Annotated in this window: 23 protein-coding genes; 7 read left to right on the plus strand and 16 right to left on the minus strand. The window is 59.8% G+C overall.

Annotated features, from left to right (window positions below):
- Nucleotides 1-194 precede the first annotated feature (194 nt).
- From MWU54_RS00555 to MWU54_RS00580, 6 genes are all read right to left on the minus strand, one after another.
- Entirely contained in the window at nt 195-1025 is an 831-nt protein-coding gene (locus MWU54_RS00555) for a TPM domain-containing protein (RefSeq protein ID WP_247080099.1), read from the minus strand.
- Nucleotides 1026-1028: 3 nt separating this feature from the next.
- Complete coding sequence (locus MWU54_RS00560; protein ID WP_247080100.1) at nt 1029-2243, minus strand: NADP-dependent isocitrate dehydrogenase; 1215 nt, start codon at nt 2241-2243, stop codon at nt 1029-1031.
- A gap of 22 nt (nt 2244-2265) precedes the next feature.
- Nucleotides 2266-3495 (minus strand): multidrug effflux MFS transporter, encoded by a 1230-nt coding sequence (locus MWU54_RS00565; RefSeq protein ID WP_247080101.1) that lies wholly within the window; start codon nt 3493-3495, stop codon nt 2266-2268.
- Between the two features lie 75 nt (nt 3496-3570).
- Nucleotides 3571-3936: a potassium channel family protein gene (locus MWU54_RS00570; RefSeq protein ID WP_247080102.1), complete on the minus strand. Its 366-nt coding sequence runs from the start codon at nt 3934-3936 to the stop codon at nt 3571-3573.
- Nucleotides 3933-4577 carry a DsbA family oxidoreductase gene (locus MWU54_RS00575; protein ID WP_247080103.1) on the minus strand — a complete coding sequence of 215 codons (645 nt, stop codon included), beginning with the start codon at nt 4575-4577 and terminating at the stop codon, nt 3933-3935. The genes MWU54_RS00570 and MWU54_RS00575 overlap by 4 nt, the downstream gene beginning before the upstream one ends.
- Before the next feature lie 69 nt (nt 4578-4646).
- A complete protein-coding gene (locus MWU54_RS00580) occupies nt 4647-6155 on the minus strand; it encodes a class I adenylate-forming enzyme family protein (protein WP_247080104.1) in 1509 nt (502 codons plus the stop codon).
- Between the two features lie 77 nt (nt 6156-6232).
- Here MWU54_RS00580 and MWU54_RS00585 point away from each other — a divergent pair, with 77 nt between their 5' ends.
- On the plus strand, nt 6233-6853 hold the full coding sequence (locus tag MWU54_RS00585; RefSeq protein ID WP_247081009.1) for an XRE family transcriptional regulator: 621 nt from the start codon (nt 6233-6235) through the stop codon (nt 6851-6853).
- A 132-nt stretch (nt 6854-6985) separates the two neighbouring features.
- Here the strand turns inward: MWU54_RS00585 and MWU54_RS00590 are convergent, their stop codons facing one another.
- Complete coding sequence (locus MWU54_RS00590; protein ID WP_247080105.1) at nt 6986-8803, minus strand: extracellular solute-binding protein; 1818 nt, start codon at nt 8801-8803, stop codon at nt 6986-6988.
- A 441-nt stretch (nt 8804-9244) separates the two neighbouring features.
- Between MWU54_RS00590 and MWU54_RS00595 the strand changes: the two genes are divergently transcribed.
- Nucleotides 9245-10018 (plus strand): 3-hydroxybutyrate dehydrogenase, encoded by a 774-nt coding sequence (locus tag MWU54_RS00595; protein ID WP_247080106.1) that lies wholly within the window; start codon nt 9245-9247, stop codon nt 10016-10018.
- Nucleotides 10019-10100: 82 nt separating this feature from the next.
- A complete protein-coding gene (locus MWU54_RS00600; protein WP_247080107.1) occupies nt 10101-11132 on the plus strand; it encodes a patatin-like phospholipase family protein in 1032 nt (343 codons plus the stop codon).
- On the opposite strand, the gene MWU54_RS00605 is transcribed toward MWU54_RS00600, so the two are convergent.
- From MWU54_RS00605 to MWU54_RS00615, 3 genes are all read right to left on the minus strand, one after another.
- Entirely contained in the window at nt 11129-11809 is a 681-nt protein-coding gene (locus MWU54_RS00605; RefSeq protein ID WP_247080108.1) for a DUF502 domain-containing protein, read from the minus strand. The two genes, MWU54_RS00600 and MWU54_RS00605, sit on opposite strands and share 4 nt — an antisense overlap.
- An 82-nt stretch (nt 11810-11891) precedes the next feature.
- Nucleotides 11892-12812 carry a pseudouridine-5'-phosphate glycosidase gene (locus MWU54_RS00610; RefSeq protein ID WP_247080109.1) on the minus strand — a complete coding sequence of 307 codons (921 nt, stop codon included), beginning with the start codon at nt 12810-12812 and terminating at the stop codon, nt 11892-11894.
- A gap of 2 nt (nt 12813-12814) precedes the next feature.
- Entirely contained in the window at nt 12815-13702 is an 888-nt protein-coding gene (locus MWU54_RS00615; protein WP_247080110.1) for a PfkB family carbohydrate kinase, read from the minus strand.
- A 141-nt stretch (nt 13703-13843) separates the two neighbouring features.
- Between MWU54_RS00615 and MWU54_RS00620 the strand changes: the two genes are divergently transcribed.
- Nucleotides 13844-15025, plus strand: a complete 1182-nt coding sequence (locus MWU54_RS00620; RefSeq protein WP_247081010.1) for an aminotransferase class V-fold PLP-dependent enzyme — start codon at nt 13844-13846, stop codon at nt 15023-15025.
- Nucleotides 15022-16062, plus strand: coding sequence for an ATP-binding protein (locus tag MWU54_RS00625; RefSeq protein WP_247080111.1), 1041 nt, complete (start codon nt 15022-15024; stop codon nt 16060-16062). The genes MWU54_RS00620 and MWU54_RS00625 overlap by 4 nt, the downstream gene beginning before the upstream one ends.
- 46 nt (nt 16063-16108) lie before the next feature.
- Here MWU54_RS00625 and phoB read toward each other — a convergent pair whose 3' ends face one another.
- The 6 genes from phoB to MWU54_RS00655 all read right to left on the minus strand — a co-directional run bounded on the left by phoB (nt 16109) and on the right by MWU54_RS00655 (nt 22272).
- Nucleotides 16109-16798, minus strand: coding sequence for a phosphate regulon transcriptional regulator PhoB (gene phoB, locus MWU54_RS00630; protein WP_247080112.1), 690 nt, complete (start codon nt 16796-16798; stop codon nt 16109-16111).
- Nucleotides 16799-16801: 3 nt separating this feature from the next.
- Nucleotides 16802-17539 (minus strand): phosphate signaling complex protein PhoU, encoded by a 738-nt coding sequence (phoU, locus tag MWU54_RS00635; protein ID WP_247080113.1) that lies wholly within the window; start codon nt 17537-17539, stop codon nt 16802-16804.
- A gap of 4 nt (nt 17540-17543) precedes the next feature.
- Nucleotides 17544-18344, minus strand: coding sequence for a phosphate ABC transporter ATP-binding protein PstB (pstB, locus tag MWU54_RS00640; protein WP_247080114.1), 801 nt, complete (start codon nt 18342-18344; stop codon nt 17544-17546).
- Between the two features lie 15 nt (nt 18345-18359).
- Complete coding sequence (gene pstA / locus MWU54_RS00645; RefSeq protein ID WP_247080115.1) at nt 18360-19700, minus strand: phosphate ABC transporter permease PstA; 1341 nt, start codon at nt 19698-19700, stop codon at nt 18360-18362.
- On the minus strand, nt 19697-21160 hold the full coding sequence (gene pstC / locus MWU54_RS00650; protein ID WP_247080116.1) for a phosphate ABC transporter permease subunit PstC: 1464 nt from the start codon (nt 21158-21160) through the stop codon (nt 19697-19699). The genes pstA and pstC overlap by 4 nt, the downstream gene beginning before the upstream one ends.
- Before the next feature lie 71 nt (nt 21161-21231).
- Nucleotides 21232-22272 carry a substrate-binding domain-containing protein gene (locus tag MWU54_RS00655; protein WP_247081011.1) on the minus strand — a complete coding sequence of 347 codons (1041 nt, stop codon included), beginning with the start codon at nt 22270-22272 and terminating at the stop codon, nt 21232-21234.
- Nucleotides 22273-22622: 350 nt separating this feature from the next.
- Between MWU54_RS00655 and MWU54_RS00660 the strand changes: the two genes are divergently transcribed.
- Together MWU54_RS00660 and MWU54_RS00665 are read left to right on the plus strand one after the other, a co-directional pair.
- Nucleotides 22623-23903: an ArgE/DapE family deacylase gene (locus tag MWU54_RS00660; RefSeq protein ID WP_247080117.1), complete on the plus strand. Its 1281-nt coding sequence runs from the start codon at nt 22623-22625 to the stop codon at nt 23901-23903.
- A 129-nt stretch (nt 23904-24032) separates the two neighbouring features.
- Nucleotides 24033-24794, plus strand: a complete 762-nt coding sequence (locus MWU54_RS00665) for a LuxR family transcriptional regulator (RefSeq protein WP_247080118.1) — start codon at nt 24033-24035, stop codon at nt 24792-24794.
- Nucleotides 24795-25007: the final 213 nt, after the last annotated feature.

The raw sequence follows: 25007 nt of genomic DNA on the forward strand, positions 1-25007 counted from the left end.
TTGCAGCGCGGCCCCGTCTTGCGCCGATGGTGCGCAAGATCAGGTTCAGCGCGGGCCGTTCTGGGCGCATGGGCTCCTCCTGTCCGTAGAGGAAGGCTGCGGCGGGTCGGGCGTGGTTTCTGCGCCAATCACGACATGATGTCGTTTTTCGGCAGGTTGGACCTGTTGAACGGACCGGCGTGCCGGTCAGGCCGCTACCATCGACCGGATGCGCCAGCGCCACCAGAGCGCCCCCCACCAAAGCTTCCGCCAGAGGAGGAGCGCGTTGGAGAAATGGTGTAAAGGTCGCGCTTGCGGAAACTGCAGGCGCTGCACCGGGTCAGCGCCTCGCCCTGACCTTTGACCGCGCGCGTGGCTTTGGTGAGTACGTTGCGTTTGCGGCTGAGGGTGCGTCGGCCACAGTTCGGGCAGCGGCGCAGTTTGGTCAGCACGTCGCCAAACCACCGGCGTCCGACGATCAGGCCTGCGCCCAATAACGCGATGACGACGAAGATGATGTCGGTGGGAATGCCCGCCGACGGCGCGTCAGCGCCGGATGAAAACGGAAGCGCGATGGAGGTGAGGACATCCTCCACACCGGTTGTGATCCCCTGCGAATAGTTATCATTGCTGAATGCGGGCAGGAACGATCGGTTGATCACCTCGGCCGCAACGCGATCCCAGTCGCGGCCATAGCCCGCACCCAGCTCGATCCGCATGGCGCGATCCTCTTTCAGGATCAGGACAAGAATACCGTCGTTGCGGCTCGCATCGCCGATGCCCCAGTGATTGAACAGCCCGGTGGCGAAGGCCTCCATGCTGGTTTCTGGCGCATAGGGCTGTTGCGAGGGTAGGGTGAGCACCGCGAATTCGATGCCCGTGTCCTGCCGGACGCCTGTCAGACGCGCATGCAGCGCGTCTTCCTCGGCGTCTGACAACAGATCCGCCAGATCGGTGATCGTGGTGCGGGTGTAGTCGGGATAGGTCTGCGCCAAAACGGGCAGGGCGCAAAGACAGACAAGGCAGATCAGCAGGTTGCGCAGCATGGGTTACCCCGTCAGCGCCGCATTCAGACGCTCATCCAGCTTTTCAAGGAAGCCCATGGTGGTCAGCCAGCTTTGTTCGGGACCAACCAACAGCGCGAGATCCTTGGTCATGAACCCGGCTTCCACCGTTTCAACGATCACCCGTTCCAGCGTTTCGGCAAAGGCGCGCAGGCTGATGTTTTCGTCCAGCTTGGCCCGGTGTTTCAACGCCCCGGTCCACGCGTAGATGGATGCGATGGAGTTGGTGGAGGTCTGTTCACCGGCCTGATGCTGACGGTAATGGCGCGTCACGGTGCCGTGGGCGGCTTCGGATTCGACGATCTTGCCATCGGGGGTCATCAGTTGGGACGACATCATGCCCAAAGACCCGAAACCCTGCGCCACAGTGTCGGATTGCACGTCGCCATCATAGTTCTTGCACGCCCAGACGAACCCGCCGTTCCATTTCATCGCACAGGCGACCATGTCGTCGATCAGGCGGTGTTGGTATTCGATGCCCTTGGCGTCGAACTGATCCTTGAATTCGGCGTCGAAGATTTCCTGAAAGATTTCAAGAAACCGGCCATCATATTGTTTCAGAATGGTATTTTTTGTGGACAAGTACACCGGCCAGCCGATGTTGAGACCGTAATTGAACGACGCACGCGCAAAATCGCGGATCGAGGCGTCAAGGTTATACATCGACATGAAGACGCCCGCGTCTGGTGCGTCGAACACCTCGCGTTCGATCACCGTGCCGTCTTCACCTTCGAACTTCATGGTCAGTTTGCCGGCACCCGGAAACTTGAAATCGGTCGCCTTGTACTGGTCGCCGAAGGCGTGACGGCCCACCACGATGGGCTGCGTCCATCCCGGCACAAGACGCGGCACGTTGCGGCAGATGATCGGCTGCCGAAAAATCACACCACCCAGGATATTGCGGATCGTGCCGTTGGGGCTGCGCCACATTTCCTTGAGGCCAAACTCTTCGACCCGCGCTTCATCCGGTGTGATGGTGGCGCATTTGACGGCGACGCCGACCTCTTTGGTCTTTTCGGCTGCATCAATGGTGATCTGGTCATTGGTGCGGTCGCGTTCTTCGATCCCCAGATCGTAGTAGAGCAGTTCGATATCCAGATAGGGCAGGATCAGCTTTTTCTTGATGAAATCCCAGATGATCCGGGTCATTTCATCGCCGTCCATTTCGACAATCGGATTATCAACTTTGATCTTCGACATGCTTTGGTCCCTTTGGGTCGAATTATGCGGCGGGTGTGGGTGCCCCGACATCCCGTTTGGCCATCATGCGCATTAACGCAATGGCTGCCAATGCCTCGATCAGGATGGCCACAGCCAATGGCAACGGTGTGCCGTTGAACAAAAGCCCAACCGGGATCGCAAGCAGGGCTGCCACCACGGTCGAGACGGCGGCGATGACGCTGGCGGCGGTTCCGGCGATGTGGCCCATCGGTTCTTGCGCGATGGCGTTGAGATTGCCGATGGTCATACCTGCCTGAAAAAACAGCGAGAATTGCCAGAAAATAAACACCGCAAAATAGAGCGATGCGCCGATCTGGCCGACACCGTAAAGAAGGATCACGCCGACCATCACAGCAGAGATCACCACCTGCGCCATGAACATGGTGGTCACCATGAACCGCATGCCAAGGCGCGTGACCAAGGCCGCGTTCAGAAAGCCGGAGCTTGCCGCGGCCACCGCGATTCCGCCGAACCAGTAGGGAAAGCTATCTGCGCGGCCAAAAGTGATATCAAAGATCTGCTGGGTGCTGGACAGCACCGAAAACAGCATCCCCATGCCAACACATTGCACCAAAACGGAAATCCGCACGATAGGGTGGCTCAGCACTTCGATGAGCGCGTGTTTGAGCGGTTGAAATTGGAACGGACGCCGGTTTTCCGGTGCAAGCGTTTCCGGAAGCCGCGTGGCGAGCCAAATCGCGGTCAGCGCCGAGAAGACGACGAACATGTAAAACACCGCGCGCCAGCTTGACCACGCAATCAACCATGCGCCCAGCAACGGGGCAATTGCCGGAACGATGGTGAACACGATCATGATAAAGGACACGATCCGCGCCATCTCGCGTCCCGAATGCAGATCGCGTGTCACCGCCATTGCGACGACACGGGGACCCGCCGCCCCAAGACCCTGCAAAACGCGTGCAGCCAGAACACCTTCGATGCTGCTGGCTTGCGCCGCCCAGATCGCGCCGACCATATAAACAGCCGCCCCCCCCAGCATCACGGGTTTGCGGCCGAACGTGTCGGATAATGGACCGGTGAAAAAGGTGCCGACGCCCATGCCAAGCACAAAGCTGGTGATGATCAATTGCGCACGGTTGAGATCGCCCGGCGACAATTCGGCCCCGATTGCAGGCAACGCGGGCAGCATAGCGTCGATCGACAACGCAACGGTTGCCGCAAGCATTGCCATCAAGGCAATGAATTCGTTGCGCGGCATGGCGTGGGGCATAATGGCTCCTGAAAGGGTCAGCGCAGCCCTAACATCCCTGATCTGCAGGGAATAGGGACAACCGACAGTTTGGCGTCACGTGCGGTCGGTGCTGTCTTTCGACGGGTCGGTATCTTCGTTGGCCGCCTTGTGCGAGTCGCCCAAGCGGGCCACCAGCCATTCGACATGTTCTTCACGCTTGCGCATCGCAAACGCGCCGAATTGCTGGATGGCCACGGCAAACACACCCAGGCCCACGACAATGAACACCGTGGTTCCGATCTTGCCGATGGCCGTTTCTGGAACAAGGCTGCCATACCCCACGGTGGACAGGGTGATGACGGTGAAGAAATAGGAATCCAGCCAGCTCCACCCCTCGGCCCAGCGAAAAAACACCGTTCCGCTTGCAATAACGGTGCCCAGCGTTGCCAGGATCGTGATAACGCGAAACCCGTCGATCATGCGGTCTGCGCGGCTCCCTCCGCGATGTCGTCCATCACTTTCAGCCAAAGCTCAGTTGGCTGAGCGCCGGGGACCGCATGCTGGTTGGCGACAATGAAGGTCGGCACCGAGGTGATGCCCATTCCGCGCGCCGCCGCATCGCGGTCAACGATTTCGCGGCGGTCTTCCTCGGTCTTGAGCAGACGCAGGATCACGCTTGCGTCCAGACCTGCGCTGTCGGCGATGTCGGCCAGGACATCGACGTCACCAATATCGCGGCCATCCACGAAATAGGCCTGAAACAGCGCATCCACCACTTCGGTCTGGCGTTGTTCGATCCCCGCCCAATGGATCACCCGATGGGCATCCAGCGTGTTTGGTGTGCGTTTGATCGCTTCAAGATTGATCGTCACTCCGGCCTTTTCGGCATGTTCCACAACTGGTGCATAGGCCTGCACCGCGCCGTCCTGCCCGCCGAATTTTGCCTCAAGGTATTCGCGTCGGTCTATTCCACCTGCAGGCATGTCAGGGTTGAGCTGAAACGGATGCCAGGTGATGACAAACGGATGATCCGGGCGTTGCGCCAACGCACGGTCCAGATTGGCTTTGCCGATGTAGCACCACGGGCAAATCGGGTCGGACATGATGTCGAGCTTGACCATGCGAGGTTCCTTATCCTGAACGTGGGCCGGGCATACCAGAGTCCGTTCCGAATGATAAGGTCCGTGCCGTCACAGGGGGGACAGGTCCGGCAACCCGCGGCGCACCAGTTTGCCATTGGCATTGCGCGGCATCGCCGCGACCCGCCGGTACACGCGCGGCTGTTTGTACCGGGCCAGCCGGGTGGCCGCCCAGGATTTCAGGGCTTCTTCGTCCAGATCGGTGTCTGCCACATAATACGCGGCGATCACGCGGGTGTCGGCCTTGATCTCGATATCGGTGACGCCAACCTCGTGCAGGCCCGGGAACGGCATCAGCGCGGCCTCAACCTCCAGCGGGCTGACACGGTAGCCGCCCGCGTTCATCAGATCATCGGCGCGCCCGTGATAGAGGATATCGCCGTTCTCCGTTTGCTCACCGGTGTCGCCCGACAGGAACCAGTCACCGCTATATTTCGCCTGTGTGGCCTCTGGTTGATCCAGATAGCCGAGCATCAGGCCCGGATCGGATTTGTGAATGGCGATCATGCCGGTCTGTCCGGCTGGCACCGGGTCGGTGTCACCCAGAATCGCCACCCGGCGTCCCGGCTGCGGCCATCCAAGGCTCGTCTCGGCCACCTCTGGATCGCCCGGTGCGGTGGAAATGAAGGTGGAGCATTCCGACATGCCGAAAGCCTCGTAAATCCGGGTTCCGGTGCGGTTGTACCACGCATCGCGAATACTGGCGGGCAGCTTTTCCCCGGCGGATAATCCGTGTCGCAGTTTCGGCAGATCAATCGTGTCGGACTTGAGGATATTCCGATAAACGCCCGGAGCTGCGGCAAAAATGCTGGCTTCATTGCGTTTCAGCAAGAGCGGGATCTGCGCGTGTTCGACCCCTTGCGCGGGGATCAAGGCGGTGGCTCCCTTGGTCCAGGGGTCCAGCAATCCGGTGCCCAGCGTATAGGTCCAGTTGAACGCACCGGCATGCATCAAACGGTCGGCTTCGGTCAGGCCGTACCAGCCCTCGATCATCATGCCCCGCGCCCAGATGGCCCGATGCGCGTGGCACACGGCGCGCGGGGTGCCAGAGGTTCCGGAGGTGAAGATGATATAGGCCATCCGGTCAGGATCGCCGAACACGTAAGATGCAGGCGGCAGCGTGGCCCAATCGGCCATATCCGCGGTCGACAGGATACGGGGATGGGACGGGCACGGCGTGACGCCGTCATGCAGAATGGCGGCGGGTTTCGTGATCTGCGCCACCACCTCCACTTCGCGTTCGGTCAGCTGCGACGAGGTGGGAATGGGCACGATGCCCACCGTGATCGCGGCAAGAAAGGCCACCGGAAACTCAACCGTGTTTCCGACACGCATCAACAGGCGGTCACCGGGGGTCAGACCTGAAACGAGCAAACCCGTCGCACAGCCAAGGATTGCCTGTTCCATCCGCGCATAGCTCCACCTTTCGGCGCCGGTGGGCTTCACAATTGACAGGGCAATCTTGTCCGGCAGGCGCGCCGCGTGCGTCAGCACATGGGCGGTCAGATTGAACGGTGACGGGCAGGGCGGGTATGCTGCGGTATCGGATCGGGATGTCATGCCCTAGCCCTATGAGCCTGAACCGGCAGGTGCAAGCGCACGTTGCGCGCACAGTGCCGCGTGGCTATAGCTGGGGCATGTCCGACGATCCCAAAACCCTGATCCGTATTGCCCGCGACAATGGCGCAGAAGACCATCCCGAGCCGGTCAACCTGGGCGAACGCGTGCGCGATTTGCGCAAGGCGCGCAGTTGGACGCTGGAACAGGCGGCCCAGCAAGCGGGTTTGGCGCGTTCTACATTGTCGAAGATCGAGAACGGTCAAATGTCGCCGACCTATGACGCGCTGAAAAAGCTTGCGACCGGATTGCAGATCTCTGTGCCGCAACTGTTCACGCCTCCACAGCGGGAAAAGGTCAATGGTCGGATGGCCATGACCGCGTCGGGACAAGGTCAACGTCATGCCACAACCACTTATGAACATGAACTTTTGGCCGAAAATCTGACCAAGAAGCAAATGTTGCCCTACCGCGCGCGGGTGCGGGCGCGCAGTTTCGAGGAATTCGACGGCTGGGTGCGCCATGACGGCGAAGAGTTTCTATACGTGCTGACCGGCGTGATCCGTCTTTACACCGAATTCTATGAGCCGATTGAAATGAGGCGCGGCGATAGTGCGTATTACGATTCCACGATGGGACACAATGTGGTTTCGGTGTCGGATGAAGACGCAAATATCCTTTGGGTGACGTCGCTTAGCTAAGTCACTTAAGTCTATGATTTTAGTATGCGCGCTAAGCTATTGAAGTAAAGCGTATCCAACCTGAACCAAGGCACGTCACGCAGGCACCAGACATGCCTGCGCGCGTCTTACCGACCCCACTCCCTCGTGGGGTTACTCGTCTTCCCACCACCAGACATTTGGCTGCCAGCCGATCCAGTCGCCGTAGATTGGCAGTTCCTCCGGGTATTTCAGTTCCTTGGCATGGGCGACGCGGCTGATGTTGAACTGATAGATCGGGATCACGTAGCGCCCGGTGGTCAGGACACGGTCCAGCGCGCGGGTCGCGGCGATGAAATCGTCCCGCGTGGTCGAATTCAGGATCGCATTGATGATGCTTTCTGCCGCAGGGGAACACATGCCCATCCAGTTGCGGGTGCCGGGCGCGTCCACGCCGTCGCATCCCCAATACAGCATTTGTTCATTGCCGGGCGACAGGGACAGGCCACGCCGGTAATAGGTCATGTCGAAATCGTAATTCGTGGTCCGTTCCTTGTACTGGGCGCTGTCGATGGTGGTAACGGTGGGTTCGATGCCCATGCGTTCCAGTGACCGGGCGAACAGATCAATGATCGACCCGTTTTCCGCGCTGCCCTGGCTGAGCACGATTTCAAACGTATAGGGCGTGCCATCCGGGCGCGTCATGACGCCGTCCTGAATGGTGTAACCGGCGTCCTCCATCAGCGCGATGGCCTTGCGGATGTTGCTGCGATTGCGTTCCGTGCCATCGCTGACGGGCAGGGCATACCCGTCAATCGCGCCGGGCAGCAGATCATCTGCAAAGGGCTCCAGCAGGTCTTTCACACGGCCTTCTGCCGGGCCCTGCTGCATGCCCAGAACCGAGTTCGAAAAATACGACGTGATGCGCGGCTGCTTGGAGCCGGTCATCGTTTCGTTGATGAATTCGAAATTGAACGCATGCAGCATCGCGTCGCGCACACGCCAGTCGCTGAACGCCGGATTGCGCGTGTTCATCACGAAACCGGTGATCCCGGAAGGGCGTTCGTGGGGCAGCACCGATTTGATCACGTCGCCGCTGTCAATCGCCGGGAAATCGTACTGTGTCTCCCATTTTTCGGCGTTGAACTCGCGGCTGGAATTCAACTCACCGGCCTTGAAGGCTTCGAACATCGCGGTGCCGTCGCCATAAAACTCCATCCGGATCTCATCGAGGTTGCCCTGACCGCGCATGAACGGCACGTCTTTGCCCCAATAGTCGGGATTGCGCTTGAGGCTGACAAAGCGACCAGCTTCGAAATCGTCGATCACGTATTCAGCCGAAGAAATCGGAATGACATCAATGCCAGACGCGGTGAAATCCTTACCGTCCCATTGCGCTTTCTTAAGGATGGGTCGCATGCCGATCAGCAGCGCCAATTCGCGATCTTCGACACCAAAGGTGAACTTGACCGAACGCTCGCCGGTTTGTTCCATCGAGGCGATCTTGCCCCATGCCCCGTGGTAGCGGGGGTGACCTTGCGTCCCCAGCGTCTCGTAGGACCACATCACGTCTTCGACCGTGACCGGGGTGCCATCCGAGAATCGGGCCTCGGGTCGCAAGGTAAATTCGGCCCATTCGCGGTTAGGTCCGACCTCAATCGATTCGGCCAGCAACCCGTACAGCGTGAAAGGTTCGTCGTAACTGCGGCCCATCAGGCTTTCATGTGCCAGAAAGCGCAGTTGCCACGGAACGGACCCTTTCGCGATATGCGGATTGAGGCTGTCGAACCCGCCAACTTCACCGGTGACAATCCGTCCCCCGGTGGGCGCGTCGGGATTCGCGTAGGGCAGAGACACAAAATCCGGTGGAAGCTGCGGGTCGCCATACATAGCTATGCCATGTTTCGGTTCGGCAAAGCCCATTTGCGCGCTGAGCGCGACCGTCAGTGCGGTGCCGCCAAGCCATTTCGGTTGGAAAAAATCCGATCTCATTTTCGCAACAATCCCTGTCTGCCCTTGTTTTATTGACAATGACGGTAACGAGGCTTTTCAGCCATTTCAAACTTTTAGCTTGGACGAACGCAAAAGATTGCCTATAAAGGGGTCACTGCTCGATAGGTTTCTTGCCTGTATGAAACCTGCCTCAATAACTTAACCCCAGCTTCGCGCTGGGGTTTTTTTTGTCCGGATTTTTTCCGACTTTATCCACAGGGACTCCTCCGAACGGTCAGTGTAGCAAGGGCCAACGCGCCCTTCGTCATGTGGCGGTTCTGGGCTGACCAAGTCGCGGAATAGGGTCTCTGATCGCAGGACATGCGGGTTTGGCGAATCGATTCGCAGGGATCGCTGCGCCCGATGCGAGTCGGGTTTTGTATTATGCATCCGCAGCATATAGATTGCTGCGAAAGCAAAGCACACAGAGTAGGAACCGCTATGTCGCTCAAGGGAAAAACCGCCGTCATCACCGGGTCAAATTCGGGGATCGGGTTGGGTGTTGCGCGTGAAATGGCCAAGGCTGGCGCGGATGTGGTGATCAATTCGTTCACCGATACCGACGACGATCACGCGCTGGCCGCCGAGATCGGGAAAGAGTCTGGCGTGACCGCCCGCTACATTCAGGCAGACATGTCAAAGGCGGATCAATGCCGCGCCCTGATCGAAAAGGCGGGCGCGTGCGATATCCTGATCAACAATGCCGGCATTCAGCATGTGGCCCCGATTGATCAGTTCCCAACGGAAAAGTGGGACGCGATTATTGCCATCAACCTGTCCTCGGCGTTTCACACAACGGCGGCTGCCTTGCCAATGATGCGCAAAGCGGGATGGGGGCGGGTTGTGAACATCGCATCCGCCCACGGGCTGACGGCCTCTCCGTATAAGTCGGCCTATATCGCGGCCAAGCATGGGGTCGTGGGGTTGACCAAGACCACCGCGTTGGAAACCGCGGAAGAGCCGATCACGGCGAACGCGATTTGCCCAGGCTACGTTTTGACGCCGCTTGTTGAGGCACAGATCCCCGACACGATGAAAGAATACGACATGAGCCGGGAAGACGTGATCAAGAACGTCATGCTGAAACGGCAACCGTCGAAAGAGTTTGCGACCGTTGAGCAGATGGGCGGCACGGCGGTGTTCCTGTGTTCGGATGCGGCTGCACAGATCACCGGTACGACGATTTCGGTGGATGGCGGCTGGACCGCGCTGTGACGAGACGCTTGGCAGGAGGGGCGCTGCCCCTCGGCCTGCGGCCTCACCCCGAGATATTTCAGAAACAAAGACGCAGGGCAGCATGGTAAAGATCAATCTGGCACTGCAGGGCGGTGGAGCGCATGGCGCGTTTACGTGGGGCGTGCTGGACCGGCTGTTGGAAGAGGACGATATCGAGATCGCCGCGATCACCGGCACATCTGCAGGTGCGCTGAACGGCGCCGCCTTGAAGGCCGGCTGGCTGAAAGACGGGCGGGCTGGCGCGCGCGAAAACCTTGACTGGTTGTGGACGCAGGTGGCGCGGCTGGACGACGTGTCCGTGCCAAGATGGATGCAGGCCTGGCTGCCGGAGCCTGCAACGATCAGCAAATCGATCGAGTATTCGCCGATCTACATGCTGGGCGACGCGTTGGGGCGCATGGTGTCGCCCTATGCGTGGGGGCCGCTTTACCAGAACCCGCTGGAAAAGATCGTCGACAGGTTCGATTATGGACGTGTCTGCGCTTTGGAAGGACCGGAATTGTTCATCTGCGCAACGCAGGTGCGCGACGGCAAGGTGCGCATTTTCCGTGGGGACGCGATTTCAACGCAGTCCATTCTGGCATCTGCCTGCCTGCCAACGCTGTTTCAGGCGGTGATGGTAGAAGACCCGCAAACCGGTAATATGGAAGCGTTCTGGGATGGCGGTTATACCGGCAATCCGGCCTTGTTCCCGCTGTTTGATGCGTCGCTGCCCGATGACGTTTTGATCGTGAACATCAATCCATTGGAACGTGACGAGATTCCGGTGATGCCAAACGAAATCCAGAACCGGATCAACGAGATCAGTTTCAATTCGTCCCTGCTTCGGGAATTGCGGGCAATTGAATTTGTGCAACGGCTGATCGACGCCGGGTCCGTGAAGGAAGGCGCGATGAAGAAGATGCGCGTGCACATGGTCGCCGATGACGACCTGATGAACGATTTGTCTGTGGCCACGAAAATCGTGCCCGTGCCGTCCATCATCGCCCGCCTGAAAGAGGCCGGGCGTCGCGCCGCCGGAGATTTCCTGGCGCATCACAAGGATGATCTGGGGCATCGTCAGACCGCAGATCTGACCACGATGTTCGGCTAAGCCGCCTTGGCCGGACGGGTGGGGTCCTTGGCGTTCGGGTAGACCAACCCAGCGGAGATTACGAGCTTGGCCGCATCTTCGATGGTCATTTCCAGTTCAATGATGTCTTCGCGGGGAAAGAACAGCAGAAAACCCGAGGTCGGGTTGGGCGTTGTGGGCACAAAGATCGACACAAGCCCACCAACGGTTTCGGCTTTTTCCGCCACTTCGCCGCGCGTGTCGGTTGAAATAAAGCCAATCGCCCAGATGCCCTTGCGCGGGTATTGGATCAGGCAGGCCTTTTCGAAATTGCGTTCGGATTGCGCAAAGATGGTTTCCGCAATCTGTTTGACGCCGCTGTAGATCGACCGGATCACCGGCATACGTTCCACAAGGCTTTCGGCAAAGCGGATGAACGACCGCCCGATCAATCCCTTGGCCACCCATCCGACAAAGATGGTGAACAGGAAAAAGATGATCACCCCGATCCCGCGCAGGTTGATCCCGATATATTGCTCGGGGTTGAACCACCCAGGCACCAACGGCAAGACAAATCCATCGACCCAGCCCATGATCGACCAGATCAGCCAGATGGTCAGGCTGACCGGGGCGATGACGACGATCCCGGTCAGAAAGCTTGCCCGCAAACGCGAAAACAGGCCCGGACGGCGCGGTGTCGGAGTAAAGGGGGATGTCATAAACAGTCCGTCGCTTGTTCGACCAAAAGTTAAGTTGTGCAAGCGCCATCTACAATGGGTCGGACGGTTTGCCCCCGGAATTTCACTTCAGAGACGTCAATTCCTGCGCAATCTTCGCGCCAAGGCGCGCATTGTTGAGCACAAGCGCGATATTGGCGTCCAGTGACCGTCCATCCGTCAGCTCAAATATGCGCTGCAGCAGGTAGGGTGTCAGATCCTTGCCGGAAATCCCGTGTGTGTCCGCGTCTTGCGTCGCACGCTTGATGATCGGGTTGATCTCGGATTGCGGAACTTCCGCCTCGATCGGGATCGGGTTTGTGACAAGCTGGCCGCCCGGAACCCCAAGCGCTTTGCGCATCACGTGGGATTTGGCGATGGCGGCAGGGTCGTCTGCGCGCAACGGGGCTTTCAAAGACGACGCGCGCGACCAGAACGCGGGCAGGGTGTCCTGGCCGTACGCCATCACCGGCACGCCGAGTGTTTCAAGCACTTCAAGCGTTTTTGGCAGGTCCAGAATGGCCTTTGCCCCGGCACACACCACGGTCACCGGCGTTTGCGACAGCTCTTGCAGGTCGGCCGAGATGTCAAAGCTTTGATCGGCTCCGCGATGCACACCGCCGATGCCGCCCGTGGCAAAGACAGAAATCCCGGCCAGATGGGCGGCAATCATGGTGGCGGCCACCGTGGTGGCGCCGGTGCCGCCTTTGGCAATGCAGACGGCCATGTCGGCGCGGCTCAATTTGGAGACCTGCTTGGCTTGTGCAAGCTCTTCAAGCTGCGTGTCGGTCAGACCGACATGCAGCACGCCCTTGATGACGGCGATGGTGGCAGGCTCTGCCCCGGCCTCGCGGATGGTGTCCTCGATCGCGCGGGCAGTCTCAAGGTTTTGCGGCCACGGCATGCCGTGCGTGATGATGGTGGATTCCAAGGCCACCACCGCACGGTTTTCATTCATGGCAGCTTGGACGGATGCCGAGATTTCAAGGGGGAGTTGTGTCGTCATGGTCAAGTTCCTCCGGCCACGTAGGCCGCTGCTGTCGCTAATGCGCGGTGAAGCGCAACGTCTCGTTTAGCGCCGCGCAACTCAGACACAATATGCGCGGCCATAAATGTATCGCCCGCCCCGGTGACACGGGTCACCATGACTTCGGGGGGCCGTTCAGCCAGAATGCCGTCCTTGGTGGCGTCGCAGGTTACATTGCCGCCATCCGTGACCAAGGCCCGCGCGGCCCCGCGTTCGATCAGGGCGGCACCGGCCTGCGGCGCGTTGTTAAAGCTTGTCTGGCACAAAAGCCCGGCTTCTTCGAGGTTCACATAGAGCACGCCGCGTCCGGTGCGCAGGAACGGCAGAAGGCGTTCCGCCTTACCGGGCGATGCTGGCGCGATGCGCAGGTCTGCCTTGGCAAATGCCGGATGGCGCGCGATCTGGTCCAGCAGGGCTTCGGTCAGGTTTCCGTCAAGCGCAATCGGGCCGGGGAAGGGCGCTTCGACAAAGCCAAGCGGTCCGTCAATCAACGGGCGCAGGATCTTGTCACCCGCCTGTTCCAGCGAATGCGCATCCGCGATGGCCGCGATCAATCCGTTCGCCCCTTCAACCGCCATGTATTGATCCGTGGGCAAATCTTCGGACCGATAGAGATGATCTGTCTGCAGCCCAAGGCTCTGACAGGCCGTCACCAGCTCGTCGCCTTCGGAATCGCGCCCCACAACACTCAGAAGGGCCGGGGACAGATCAAACCGCGCAAGGGTCATCGCGATATTGAGCGCAACGCCGCCGGGCAGGCGCGTAATATGACCCGGCACATCGCTGCCGCTTTTCATGTGGCGATCCGACCGGCCGATCACGTCCCAAAGAACCGAACCGATGCAAAGAATATCAGGGCGCTGTGTCATGCCCCGTCATCGCGCGCGCGCGCCGTCTGTGCAAGAGGGGCGACACGAGAAATCTCAACCGCATAGGCATTGTTGCGCTTATCTCTTTGTGGCAGGGCTGCAATCAAAACGTGGATCCCCGTGGAAAGAGAGATCGTGATGATGAAGCGAACCTTGATGCGCCCCGATGGACTGCCGGACAGTGCCTCGACACCGGTCGTCACCCCTTTGATGCCGTCGGTTGTCTATGCCAGTGAATCGCCGGACCGGCTGGACGACCAGTATGAAGGCCGTGCTGCAGGCTATACCTATGCGCGCGAAGGGCATCCGAACGCCGATGTGCTGGCGCGCCGGATTGACACGATGGAGCAAGCGCCGGTTCCCGGGCTTGTGGTTGGCTCCGGCATGGCGGCGGTGACGGCGGTGTTGCTGGGGATGTGCAAATCGGGGGATCACGTGGTGGGCGGAGACCAGCTATATGGCCGGTCCCTGCGCATGATGCGCGATGATCTGCCCCGGTTGGGGATTGAAACGACCCTCGCCGATCCAACCGATGCCAACGCCATTGCCGCCGCGATCCGGCCCAACACCCGGCTGGTGCTGATCGAGGTGGTGTCCAACCCGACGCTGCGGATCGCCGATGTCGAAGGCATTGCAGAAATCTGCCGCCAGAAGGATGTGCTGCTGGTTGTGGACAACACCTTTACCACGCCCCGCGCGGTGAAACCGTTCGCGCTGGGGGCGGATGTCGTGCTGCATTCGGTGACCAAGCTGCTGGCGGGGCATTCCGATGTCACGCTGGGCTGGGTCGCGGCGCGGCAGGCCGAGCATGCGAAGGTGATCTATGATTTCGCCGTGACAACCGGCCTGACACCCAGCCCGTTTGATTGCTGGCTGGCGGAACGGGGGTTGATGTCGTTTGACCTTCGGTTCGACCGGGCAGAGGCAACGGCGGCGCGACTGGCCGACCACCTGGGCGCGCACCCATTGGTCAAACGCGTGCTGTTCCCGACGCGCCCCGATCATCCGGACCGCGCCCGCGCGCAGGGGCTGCTGCAGGGGCATGGCTGTAACATGGTCAGCTTTGAACTGGAGGGCGGGCGCGTGATGGCAAACGCGTTTACCAAAGGCGCGGATCAGATCGCCTTTGCCCCAACCCTGGGCGATGTCGGCACCACCCTGTCGCATCCCGCCAGTTCGTCGCACCGGGCACTGACACCGGACGCCCGCGCGGCTTTGGGCATGTCCGAAGGGTTCTTTCGGGTGTCGGTGGGTTTGGAAGACCCCGAGGCACTGATCGCGGCGTTTGATGCAGGGCTGGCTGCCGCACAGGCGGCCAAATGACAGCATCGCCGCGCGATATCCTTCGGGTGCTTGGCATCCCGGCGCTGTTGATCGCGCCCGATGAACGGATTGCGGCCGCCAATGACGCCGCCGAGGCGTTGCTGGGCAAGAATATCGAAGGGCGTCACTTCATCGCGGCGCTGCGCCAGCCGATCCTGCTTGAGACCATCGAACAGGTGCAGCGGGATGCCACGTCCCGGGACACGCGGTTTTTGACGAATGACGGTCAGCACGACGTGACATACCGGGTGACCTGCGGCCCGGTGCCGATGGAGGGCCAGCACGGCGTTCTGGTGTCCTTTGTCGATATCACGCCGGTGGAACAGGCGGGCCAGATGCGGCGCGATTTCGTGGCCAATGTCAGCCACGAATTACGCACGCCATTGACCGCGCTTTTAGGCTTTATCGAAACGCTTCAGGGGCCAGCGCGGTCCGATCCCGCCGCGCAGGAGCGGTTTCTGGGCATCATGGGCTCCGAGGCGGAACGGATGAACCGGCTGGTGTCGGATCTTCTGTCGCTCAGCCGTGTCGAAGCGGACGAGCGGGTGCGACCGGTCGATGCAGTGGATCTGGGTGTCCTTGTGCACCAAACCCATCACAGCCTGTCACATCTGGCCAAGGATGCCGGGATCACCCTGTCGGTGGACGTGCCGGATGGCACGGTTTCGGTGCCCGGAGATGCCGATCAATTGCGGCAGGTTCTGACCAACCTGACGGAAAACGCGATCAAGTATTCAGGTGAAGGCAGCGCGGTTAAGATACATCTGGGACGGCCCACCTACGAAAACCGTCTGCGCGGGCAGGGGGTGCGGATCGAGGTGGAAGACAGCGGACCGGGCATTGACGCGGTGCATTTGCCGCGCCTGACGGAACGGTTTTACAGGGTCGACAACCACCGGTCGCGGGAATTGGGGGGCACAGGACTGGGCCTTGCCATCGTCAAGCACATCCTGAACCGGCATCGCGGGCGGCTTCAGGTGCACAGCCGTCTGGGCGAGGGCACCCGGTTCACCGTCATCCTGCCGGTGGAGGCCTAGGCGTTTCCGTGAACGGAAATGATCGGATGCGTCACCGCATCCGTCTCTACCCAAGCGCATACCCGGCACCGCGCACGGTGCGCAGCGGGTCATCGCCACCCGCCCGTGTGAGCGCCTTGCGCAACCGGCCGACATGCACGTCCACGGTGCGGGTGTCGACATAGATGTCACGGCCCCACACCCGGTCCAGTAGCTGCTCGCGCGACCACACACGGCCCGGTTTTTCCATGAACGTGGACAACAGCCGGAACTCAGTGGGGCCCAGCTTCACCTCTTCGCCGCCCCGCGTCACCCGATGGGTTTCCGCATCCAGAACGATATCAGCATAGTCCAGCCGCATCCCCGCCGCCGCCGGACGGGTCCGGCGCAATTGCGCGCGGACGCGGGCCATCAGTTCGATCACCGAATAGGGCTTGATCACATAGTCATCCGCACCGGTTTCCAGCCCGCGCACGCGGTCCACCTCTTCGGATCGGGCCGATAGCATGATGATCGGGACATGGCGGGTGTCGGACCGCGTCTTGAGTTGGCGGCAGACCTCGATGCCCGACACATTGGGCATCATCCAATCCAGCACGATGATGTCGGGCTGTTCCTCTGCGACCAGCAACAACGCCTCTTCGCCGTTTTCGGCGCGGACCACGCGGAAGCCTTCGGCCTCAAGATTGTAGCCCAGCACCTCGCGTTGCGCGGGTTCGTCTTCGACCACCAGAACTGTCGGCTGTCCCACCCCCATGCCTTAGGCTCCGGGCACCGGGGTGGCGGACAGGTCCGCATCGGTCGACGTCACATCATCCTTCTGGCGCGGCTCTTCCGGCTTTTCGCCGGTGACAAGAAACACCACCTGTTCGGCAATCGACGTGACGTGATCGCCCATGCGTTCCACGTTCTTGGCGATGAAGTGCAGGTGCATACACGGCGTGATGTTGCGCGGGTCTTCCAGCATGAAGGTCAGGAATTCGCGGAACAGCGTGTTGTACATCTGGTCAATGTCCACGTCCCGTTCGATCACGTCGCGCGCCAGCGCATCGTCGCGCTGGATATAGGCGTCCAGCGCATCCTTGAGCATCCGCTGCACATCCCGCGACATGCGGCGCAGTTGCGACGCAGAGCCGTTGATCTGTGGCATGGTCATCAACACCGCGTTTCGCTTGGCCAGGTTCTTGGCCAGATCGCCGATGCGTTCCAGCGTCGCGCTGATACGCATCACCGACAGGATCACGCGCAAATCAATCGCGGTGGGCGCGCGCAGGGCGATGACGCGGGCGGCCTCTTCGTTCAGAAGCTCTTCGAGATCGTCAATCGCCTTGTCCCCGTTGCGGACCTTTTCGGCCAGTTCGGGGTCGCGGGTTTCCAGCGCCTGCGCGCTGTCAAGGATCGCCTGTTCGACCAGACCGCCCATTTTCATGATGCGGGCCTGAATACCTTCCAGATCGCGGTCAAACGCGCTTGAGATATGGTTTTGCATGCCGTTCATCATCTTATCCAATCCGTCCGGTGATGTAGCTTTCGGTGCGGCTGTCTTCGGGGTTGGTGAAAATCTTGGACGTGTCATCGTATTCCACGAGGTTGCCAAGATGGAAGAACGCCGTTTTCTGGCTGACCCGCGCGGCCTGCTGCATCGAATGGGTGACGATCACCACCGCGTAATTCTGGCGCAACTCGTCGATCAGTTCTTCGACCTGCGCGGTGGCGATAGGGTCAAGCGCAGAGCAGGGCTCGTCCATCAAAAGCACTTCGGGCTCGGTGGCCACCGCACGCGCGATGCACAGGCGCTGTTGCTGACCGCCCGACAGACCCGTGCCGGGGGCATCAAGGCGGTCCTTCACCTCGTCCCAGATCGCACCGCGCCGCAGGGCTTTTTCGACGATCTCGTCCAGCTCGGCCTTATTGCGGGCCATGCCGTGAATCCGGGGGCCGTAGGCGATGTTGTCGTAGATCGATTTCGGAAACGGGTTGGGTTTTTGAAACACCATCCCCACCTTGGCGCGCAACTGCACCGGATCGACCCGCTTGTCATAGATGTCTTCGCCGTCGATCCGGATGTCGCCGGTCACGCGGCAGATGTCGATCGTGTCGTTCATCCGGTTCAGACAGCGCAGAAAGGTGGATTTGCCACAGCCGGACGGGCCGATAAAGGCAGTCACGGTCTTGTCGTCAATGGCGACCGAGACGTCTTTGATTGCATGGTTGCCGCCATAGTACACCTGTACGTCACTGGCTTGGATTTTGACGTCGGTCACGGCCGTCTCCTGTTTGGTCACTTGGGGTGCATCGTACATGGGTCAGGGTCCTTTCTACCAGCGACGCTCGAACTTACGGCGCAGCAAGATGGCGACAAGGTTCATCGCCAGCAGGAAAACGAGCAGGACAATGATGCCGCCCCACGCTTTTTCGGTGAAAACCGCGTCAGAGCGCGCGGCCCAATTGTAGATCTGTGCCGGCATGGCAGAGTTGGGGCCTTCCAGACCGCCGACAAAGCTGTCTGGATAGCGGGCAACAAAGCCAACCATCCCGATTAGAAGCAGCGGCGCGGTTTCGCCAAGCGCCTGTGCCAGACCGATGATCGTACCGGTCAGTATGCCCGGCATGGCCAGTGGCAGGACGTGGTGAAACACGGTCTGCATCTTGGACGCGCCGATCCCAAGCGCGGCACCACGGATGCTGGGCGGCACGGCCTTGAGCGACGCGCGGGTCGAGATGATGATCGTCGGCAACGTCATCAGCGTCAGCACCAGCCCCCCCACCAGTGGCGCGGATTGCGGCAAGTGCATGAACTGGATGAACACCGCAAGGCCGAGGATACCAAACACGATGGACGGCACAGCGGCGAGGTTCGAGATGTTCACTTCGATCAGGTCAGTGAAACGGTTCTTCGGGGCAAATTCCTCAAGATAGATAGAGGCGGCAACGCCAATGGGCAGCGCAAGGATCAGCACCACAAACATCATCAGGAACGAGCCGAGTACCGATGCGCCGATGCCCGCACCGCCGGGGTTGTCGACGCCCGTGTCCACACCTGTGAGGAACACCCAGTTGAAGGCAGAGCGGATGAGGCCCGCATCGCGCATGTCATCTACCAGATCAAAGTCAGCGTTGATGAAAAAGCGGTTGCCTTCCTCGGTCACGTCATCGCGGCCAAAGGTGCCTTTGAGGTAGCGGTCCACACGCGATGACGCGGCCAGTTCGAACGCGACGGGTTGGTCGATCTGATCCGGGTTTTCGCGGTAGAACGCGCGGATGGTGCCGCCGACGCTGCCCAGAAGACGATCCACGGCGGCGGCGTCAAATTCCCGGTCAATGCCACGCTCCCGCAGTGTTTCCGACAATGCGGTGATAAACAGGGTGTTATACTCGGCGGTTTTAAGCAGCTTGCTTTCCGCCGCGTCGAACTGGTCCTGCGTCAGCGTAAACTCAACCTCGACCACCGCGCGTTTGAATGCGGGCAGGCCGTTGGTCAGGATCGCCGTGACCAGCATGACCAGAAACAACAAACCGGTGACGACAGCCGCCATTCCGTACAGCTTGAACCGTTTCTCAGCGGCGTTGCGCTTGGCGGTGCGGGCGTCGATCTCGGTCAGGGATTTGACCTTGCGTTCGGGTGTGCCGGTCGCCGTTGGCATGGAGGCATCGGTCATTCGTATTGCTCCCGGTATTTGCGCACGATGTAGAGGGCGAAGACATTCAACCCCAGCGTTACGATGAAAAGGGTCATCCCAAGCGCGAAGGCGACAAGCGCCTCGGGCGAGGAAAAGTCGGCGTCGCCTGTCAATTGGCTGACGATCTTGGCTGTGACCGTGGTCATCGCCTCGAACGGGTTGAGGTCAAGCCGGGCTGCAGCACCGGCCCCCAGCACAACGATCATCGTCTCGCCAATCGCGCGGCTGGCCGCCAGCAGGATCGCACCGACAATGCCGGGCAAGGCGGCAGGCAGGATCACCTGGCGGATGGTTTCGGATTTCGTCGCGCCAAGCCCGTAAGACCCGTCGCGCAGCGCTTGCGGCACCGCGTTGATGATATCGTCGGACAAGGACGACACAAACGGGATGAGCATGATGCCCATCACCAGACCTGCCGTGATCACCGCTGTCCCGGCCTGCATCCAACCCACACCGTCCGGGCCAAAGATGCCAAGCAGAAACGGCCCGACCGTCAGAAGCGCGAAAAGGCCGTAAACAATCGTCGGAATACCGGCCAGCACTTCCAGCAACGGCTTGGCAACGCCCCGCACTTTCGGGCCTGCGTACTCTGCGAGGTAAATCGCCGAGAACAGCCCGATGGGCACCGCCACCAACAGCGCGATGATCGAGATATAGAACGTGCCCCACAGAAGCGGCAGGATGCCGAGCTCCGACCCGCCGCCAAAACTGGGCGACCACGTAAGCGAGAAGAAAAAGTCACTGGCCGGGTACACGCGGAAAAAGGCAATCGCGTTAAAGACAAGGCTCAGCACGATGCCGATGGTCGTCAGGATCGCGATGCAGGCCGCCGCGATCAGAACATAGCGGATGCCACGTTCCACAACATTGCGGGCGCGGAAATCCTTGTGCGTCCGTTGATACGCCCAGCCGAACCCGACGATGGCCACGGCAAGCACGAGAATAGACATCACCAAGCGTCCGGTCGCGGCCTTGGTCCGGTAGTCTTGCGCCGATGTCAGGATATCTGTTGACACGTCCGACCCAAGCGCCACGCCCACATTCCCCAACCGGGTCCGGATGCCGGACAGATCGCTGCCCATTGCGTCAATGTCTGCCTCGGTCATCACACCTTGTGCAACCGCTCGGTCAAGACCATCCGCCAGGCGGCGCACGTCGCTCATCACCAGACTACTGGACGATCCGTCTGCCACCGCGCTGACCGGCAGATCCGCCAATACCGCGCTGTTCACCCAGAACGGCTGCGCCAGCAGCCAGAGCAGCATCAGAGAAATGGCAGGCACACCGGTCATCATCGCCACGTAGGAGCCGTAATAGCTTGGCAAGGAATGCAAATTCCGGATGCGCCCGTCACCCGACGCCAATGCGCGCCGACGTCCGATCACATAGCCGAGCGCGGCCAGCGCAAGCACAATCACCGTCAACCAGAGTATCGGCATAAGGCCACCTGTAAGGGAAATTCAAAGGGCAGGGCGGCGCACTGCGCCACCCCGAAAGTCAGCCGTTGGGCTTACATGTTCTGACCGATGGTCTGCTCGTCCGCGATCATCTTTTGCGTGGTCGCCAGCTCCGGATCAGACACAAGCCCGTATTGCGCCAGCGGGCCAGACGGACCGGCAAGCTCGTCCGCCACAAAGAACCCTGCGAATTCCTTCAAACCAGGGATCACGCCGATATGCGCTTTCTTGATGTAGAAAAACAGCGGCCGGGACACCGGGTATTCGCCAGAGGCAATGGTGTCGGTTGTCGGCGCAACACCGGACATTGTCGCCACTTTCAGCTTGTCGGTGTTGTTTTCGTAGAATGCGAGACCGAACACGCCGACGCCATTGGCATTGCTGTCGATGCGGGCAAGGGTTTCGGTATAGTCCCCGTCGATATCAACCGAACGCCCGTCGGTGCGCACGGACATGCAGGCGTGTTCGGCATCGTCTTCAGACATGCCGCTGTCCAGCATGGCCTGCAGCGCACCGCTGTCTTCACAACCTTTCAACAGGACCTTTTCTTCAAACACTTCGCGTGTGCCGTGCTTTGTTCCCGGGATAAAGGCCGCGATTTCAACGGCGGGCAGGGCGGCGTTCACGTCCGCCCATTGCGTATGGGGGTTGTCGACAATCGCGCCGTCGACCAGCACACGTTCCCCGATCGCATTGAACCAATCCGTCGGCTCAAAGGCTGTGAACGCGGGGCCGTTGGTTTGGCTGGCGAAGACGATCCCGTCATAACCGATCCGCACTTCGATGATATCGGTCACACCGGCATCCGCGCAGGCCTTGATTTCGTTCTCGCGGATCGCGCGCGATGCGTTGGCAATGTCGATGGTGTTTTCGCCAACACCTTCGCAGAACCGTTTCAGGCCTGCGGACGACCCACCCGATTCTACAACCGGTGTCGGGAACTCTGTGTTTTCACCAAACGCTTCGGCCACGATGGATGCGTAGGGCAGGACGGTCGATGATCCGGCGATCTGAACATTGTCCCGTGCCGCAGCGGTCGTTGCAGATACGGCAGCAATGGCCAGAACCGATATAGAGAGTTTGACAGACATCAGGTCAGCTCCTTGAACTCAACATTTCCCGGTCATCCCATCGACGACCGCAAGCGCATCCCTAGGCGCGTTTCGCCATGCTTTTGTGACACTTGCGTAACGGTTTTATGACAAGCTGTGCGGTGCTGAAGAAATCTGCGGGTTGGCGTTTTAAAGAATTGATTTTGCGTTTTTATTTGTTGAACGTTGACCAAACGTAAGATCACGCCCGAGCCAGAGGATTTGCCTCTTTGTACAATCATCTCTGTCGGCATTCCCCGAATCCGGCGGTGCTGTGACAGTGGGGTCAGCATCAAGGCTTGCCTGTTGCCGGATCGGCTATGAACAATGACACTCTGTTGAAAGGGGGCAAAATGCTTGAACCGAAAACAGCCGCTGCCATTGTCCGCGCCGTTGAACAGGGCTTTGATCAACAGATCGCGTTTACGCAGGATCTGATCCGGTTTCCATCGACGCGCGGACAGGAACACGCGGTGCAGGAATTTGTGTATGACGCGCTAAAGCAGCGCGGCTACGCGATGACCCAGTTCCCGATGGACCGGGCTGCCATCGAACGACACGAAGGGGGCGGCAAATTCAGTGTGGACCACTCGGATGCGCCCATTGTCATCGGCACATACTCCCCCTTAGAAACGCGCGGTAAATCCCTGATATTGCAATCACATACCGATGTGGTTCCAACCGGTCCACGTGATATGTGGCGGTTTGATCCGTTCGATCCGCAGATCGACGGAGACTGGCTTTACGGTCGGGGCGGTGCGGATATGAAGGCCGGTCACGCCGCGATGATCTTTGCAATGGATGCGTTGAAATCTGCCGGTCTTGCGCCTGCCGCCCGGGTCGAAATCCAATCTGTGGTGGAAGAGGAATCGACCGGCAACGGCGCGTTGATGACCTATCTCAATGGCCACACGGCAGATGCGGTTTTGATACCCGAACCTGAGGAAGAGATGCTGGTCCGCGCCAATGTCGGAACACTCTGGTTCGAGATTGAACTGCGCGGCGTGCCGGTCCATGTGCGCGAAATGGGCGAGGGTGCCAGTGCCATCGACGCCGCGTATCGCGTGATAGCCGCCTTGAGAGAGATCGAGGAAAGATGGAATGCCGAACGACATAAACATCCGTATTTCAACGATCTGGAGCATCCGATTAATCTGAATATCGGCAAGATCGAAGGCGGCGATTGGGGATCTTCCGTACCTGCGTGGTGCCGGTTTCAATGCCGCATCGCGATCTATCCCGGAACGTCCGCCGCAGATGCGGCCGCGGAGATCGAAAACCATCTTTCCCAGTTCGTGAAGACTGACCGCTATCTCTCTGACAATCCTCCGAAAGTCACATTCAACGGGTTCTTCGCTGAAGGCTATGTTCAGGAACCGGGATCTGCCGCAGAAGAGGTTCTTGCCCGTGCGCATCATGCGGCAACCGGACAACCGCTAAAAAGCTTCACGACACCGGGATACCTCGATTGCAGGGTTTACCGGCTGTACAACAACATTCCATCGCTGTGTTACGGGCCAATCTCGGAAAACATCCACGGATTTGATGAACGCGTCAGCCTGTCATCCGTGCGCCGTATCACCAGTGCGATGGCGCTGTTCATTGCGGAATGGTGCGGGACGGTTGAACTATAGGGGGTCGCCGAATTTGTGAACTCTAATTCTTATAATCAGTATTATGTAATTAAATGATTGATGCAAAAAGCCGGTGTTCTGGTTTATACTTACTTGATTGTAAGACCCGAAGACCAATACGCTTTTCCGATGACACCACTCCAGAACGCAGCGCTTTTAGACTTGACGCACGCCGGCAGCATCGAAGAGCTGTGGGACCTGCACTGTCGACGCATGGCAAGCTTCGGGTTCGACCGGCTCCTCTATGGCTTCACGCGGTTTCGCACGGCAACGTCGCTTGGCGATCCGAACGATTTCATCATCCTGTCGAACATCGATTCCGATTACGTGTCGCAGTTCATTCACAACGGATTGTACCGTCACGCCCCGATGGTGCGCTGGGCTGTCGACAATGATGGCGCGGCCAGCTGGACCGTGTTGCAGATGATGATGGACAGCGGCACCGTGACAGAGCCGGAAAAGCGCATTCTGGAGTTTAACGCGAAACATCAGATCACGGCCGGGTTCTCGATCAGTTTCCGAAGCCTGTCGGATCGTGCCAAGGGCGCGATTGCGTTGATCGCAGAACCCGGCATGGCGCAGCGCGATGTCGATGCGATGTGGGACACGTCCGGTGAATTGATCCAGTTGATGAACAACATCGTGCACCTGAAGATTCTCACCCTGCCCTATACGCCGCCGAACCAGGCGTTGACCAAACGCCAACGGGAAGCGCTGGAATGGGTTGGCGGCGGCAAAACCATGCAGGACATTGCGACGATCATGGGATTGACCACGGCAACGGTTGAAAAACACCTGCGGCTCGCGCGTGTCGCCTTGAACGTGGACACGACGGCCCAGGCGGTGCTCAAGGCCGCGCTGCAGAACCAGATGTTTGTAAGCGACGGGTAAGGTGTGAAAAAACTGTGAGGTCAGGAAATCCAGACTTTCTTGACCTAACGTTAACTGGCACAGTGATCATGTTCCGTGAGTGGTGGCAATTTTGGCCTGGGAACGTGAGGCCCGCATCCTTTGTATTTCCTGGCTCTGCGGGTCTCGTTTAAAATGCGCGATGTGTCTGGTGGTACAGCGGCTGTCCCGGCTGGTTTCCCAATGACATGTTAC

Source organism: Marivita sp. S6314, assembly GCF_023015985.1.
Taxonomy (GTDB): Bacteria; Pseudomonadota; Alphaproteobacteria; order Rhodobacterales; family Rhodobacteraceae; genus Marivita.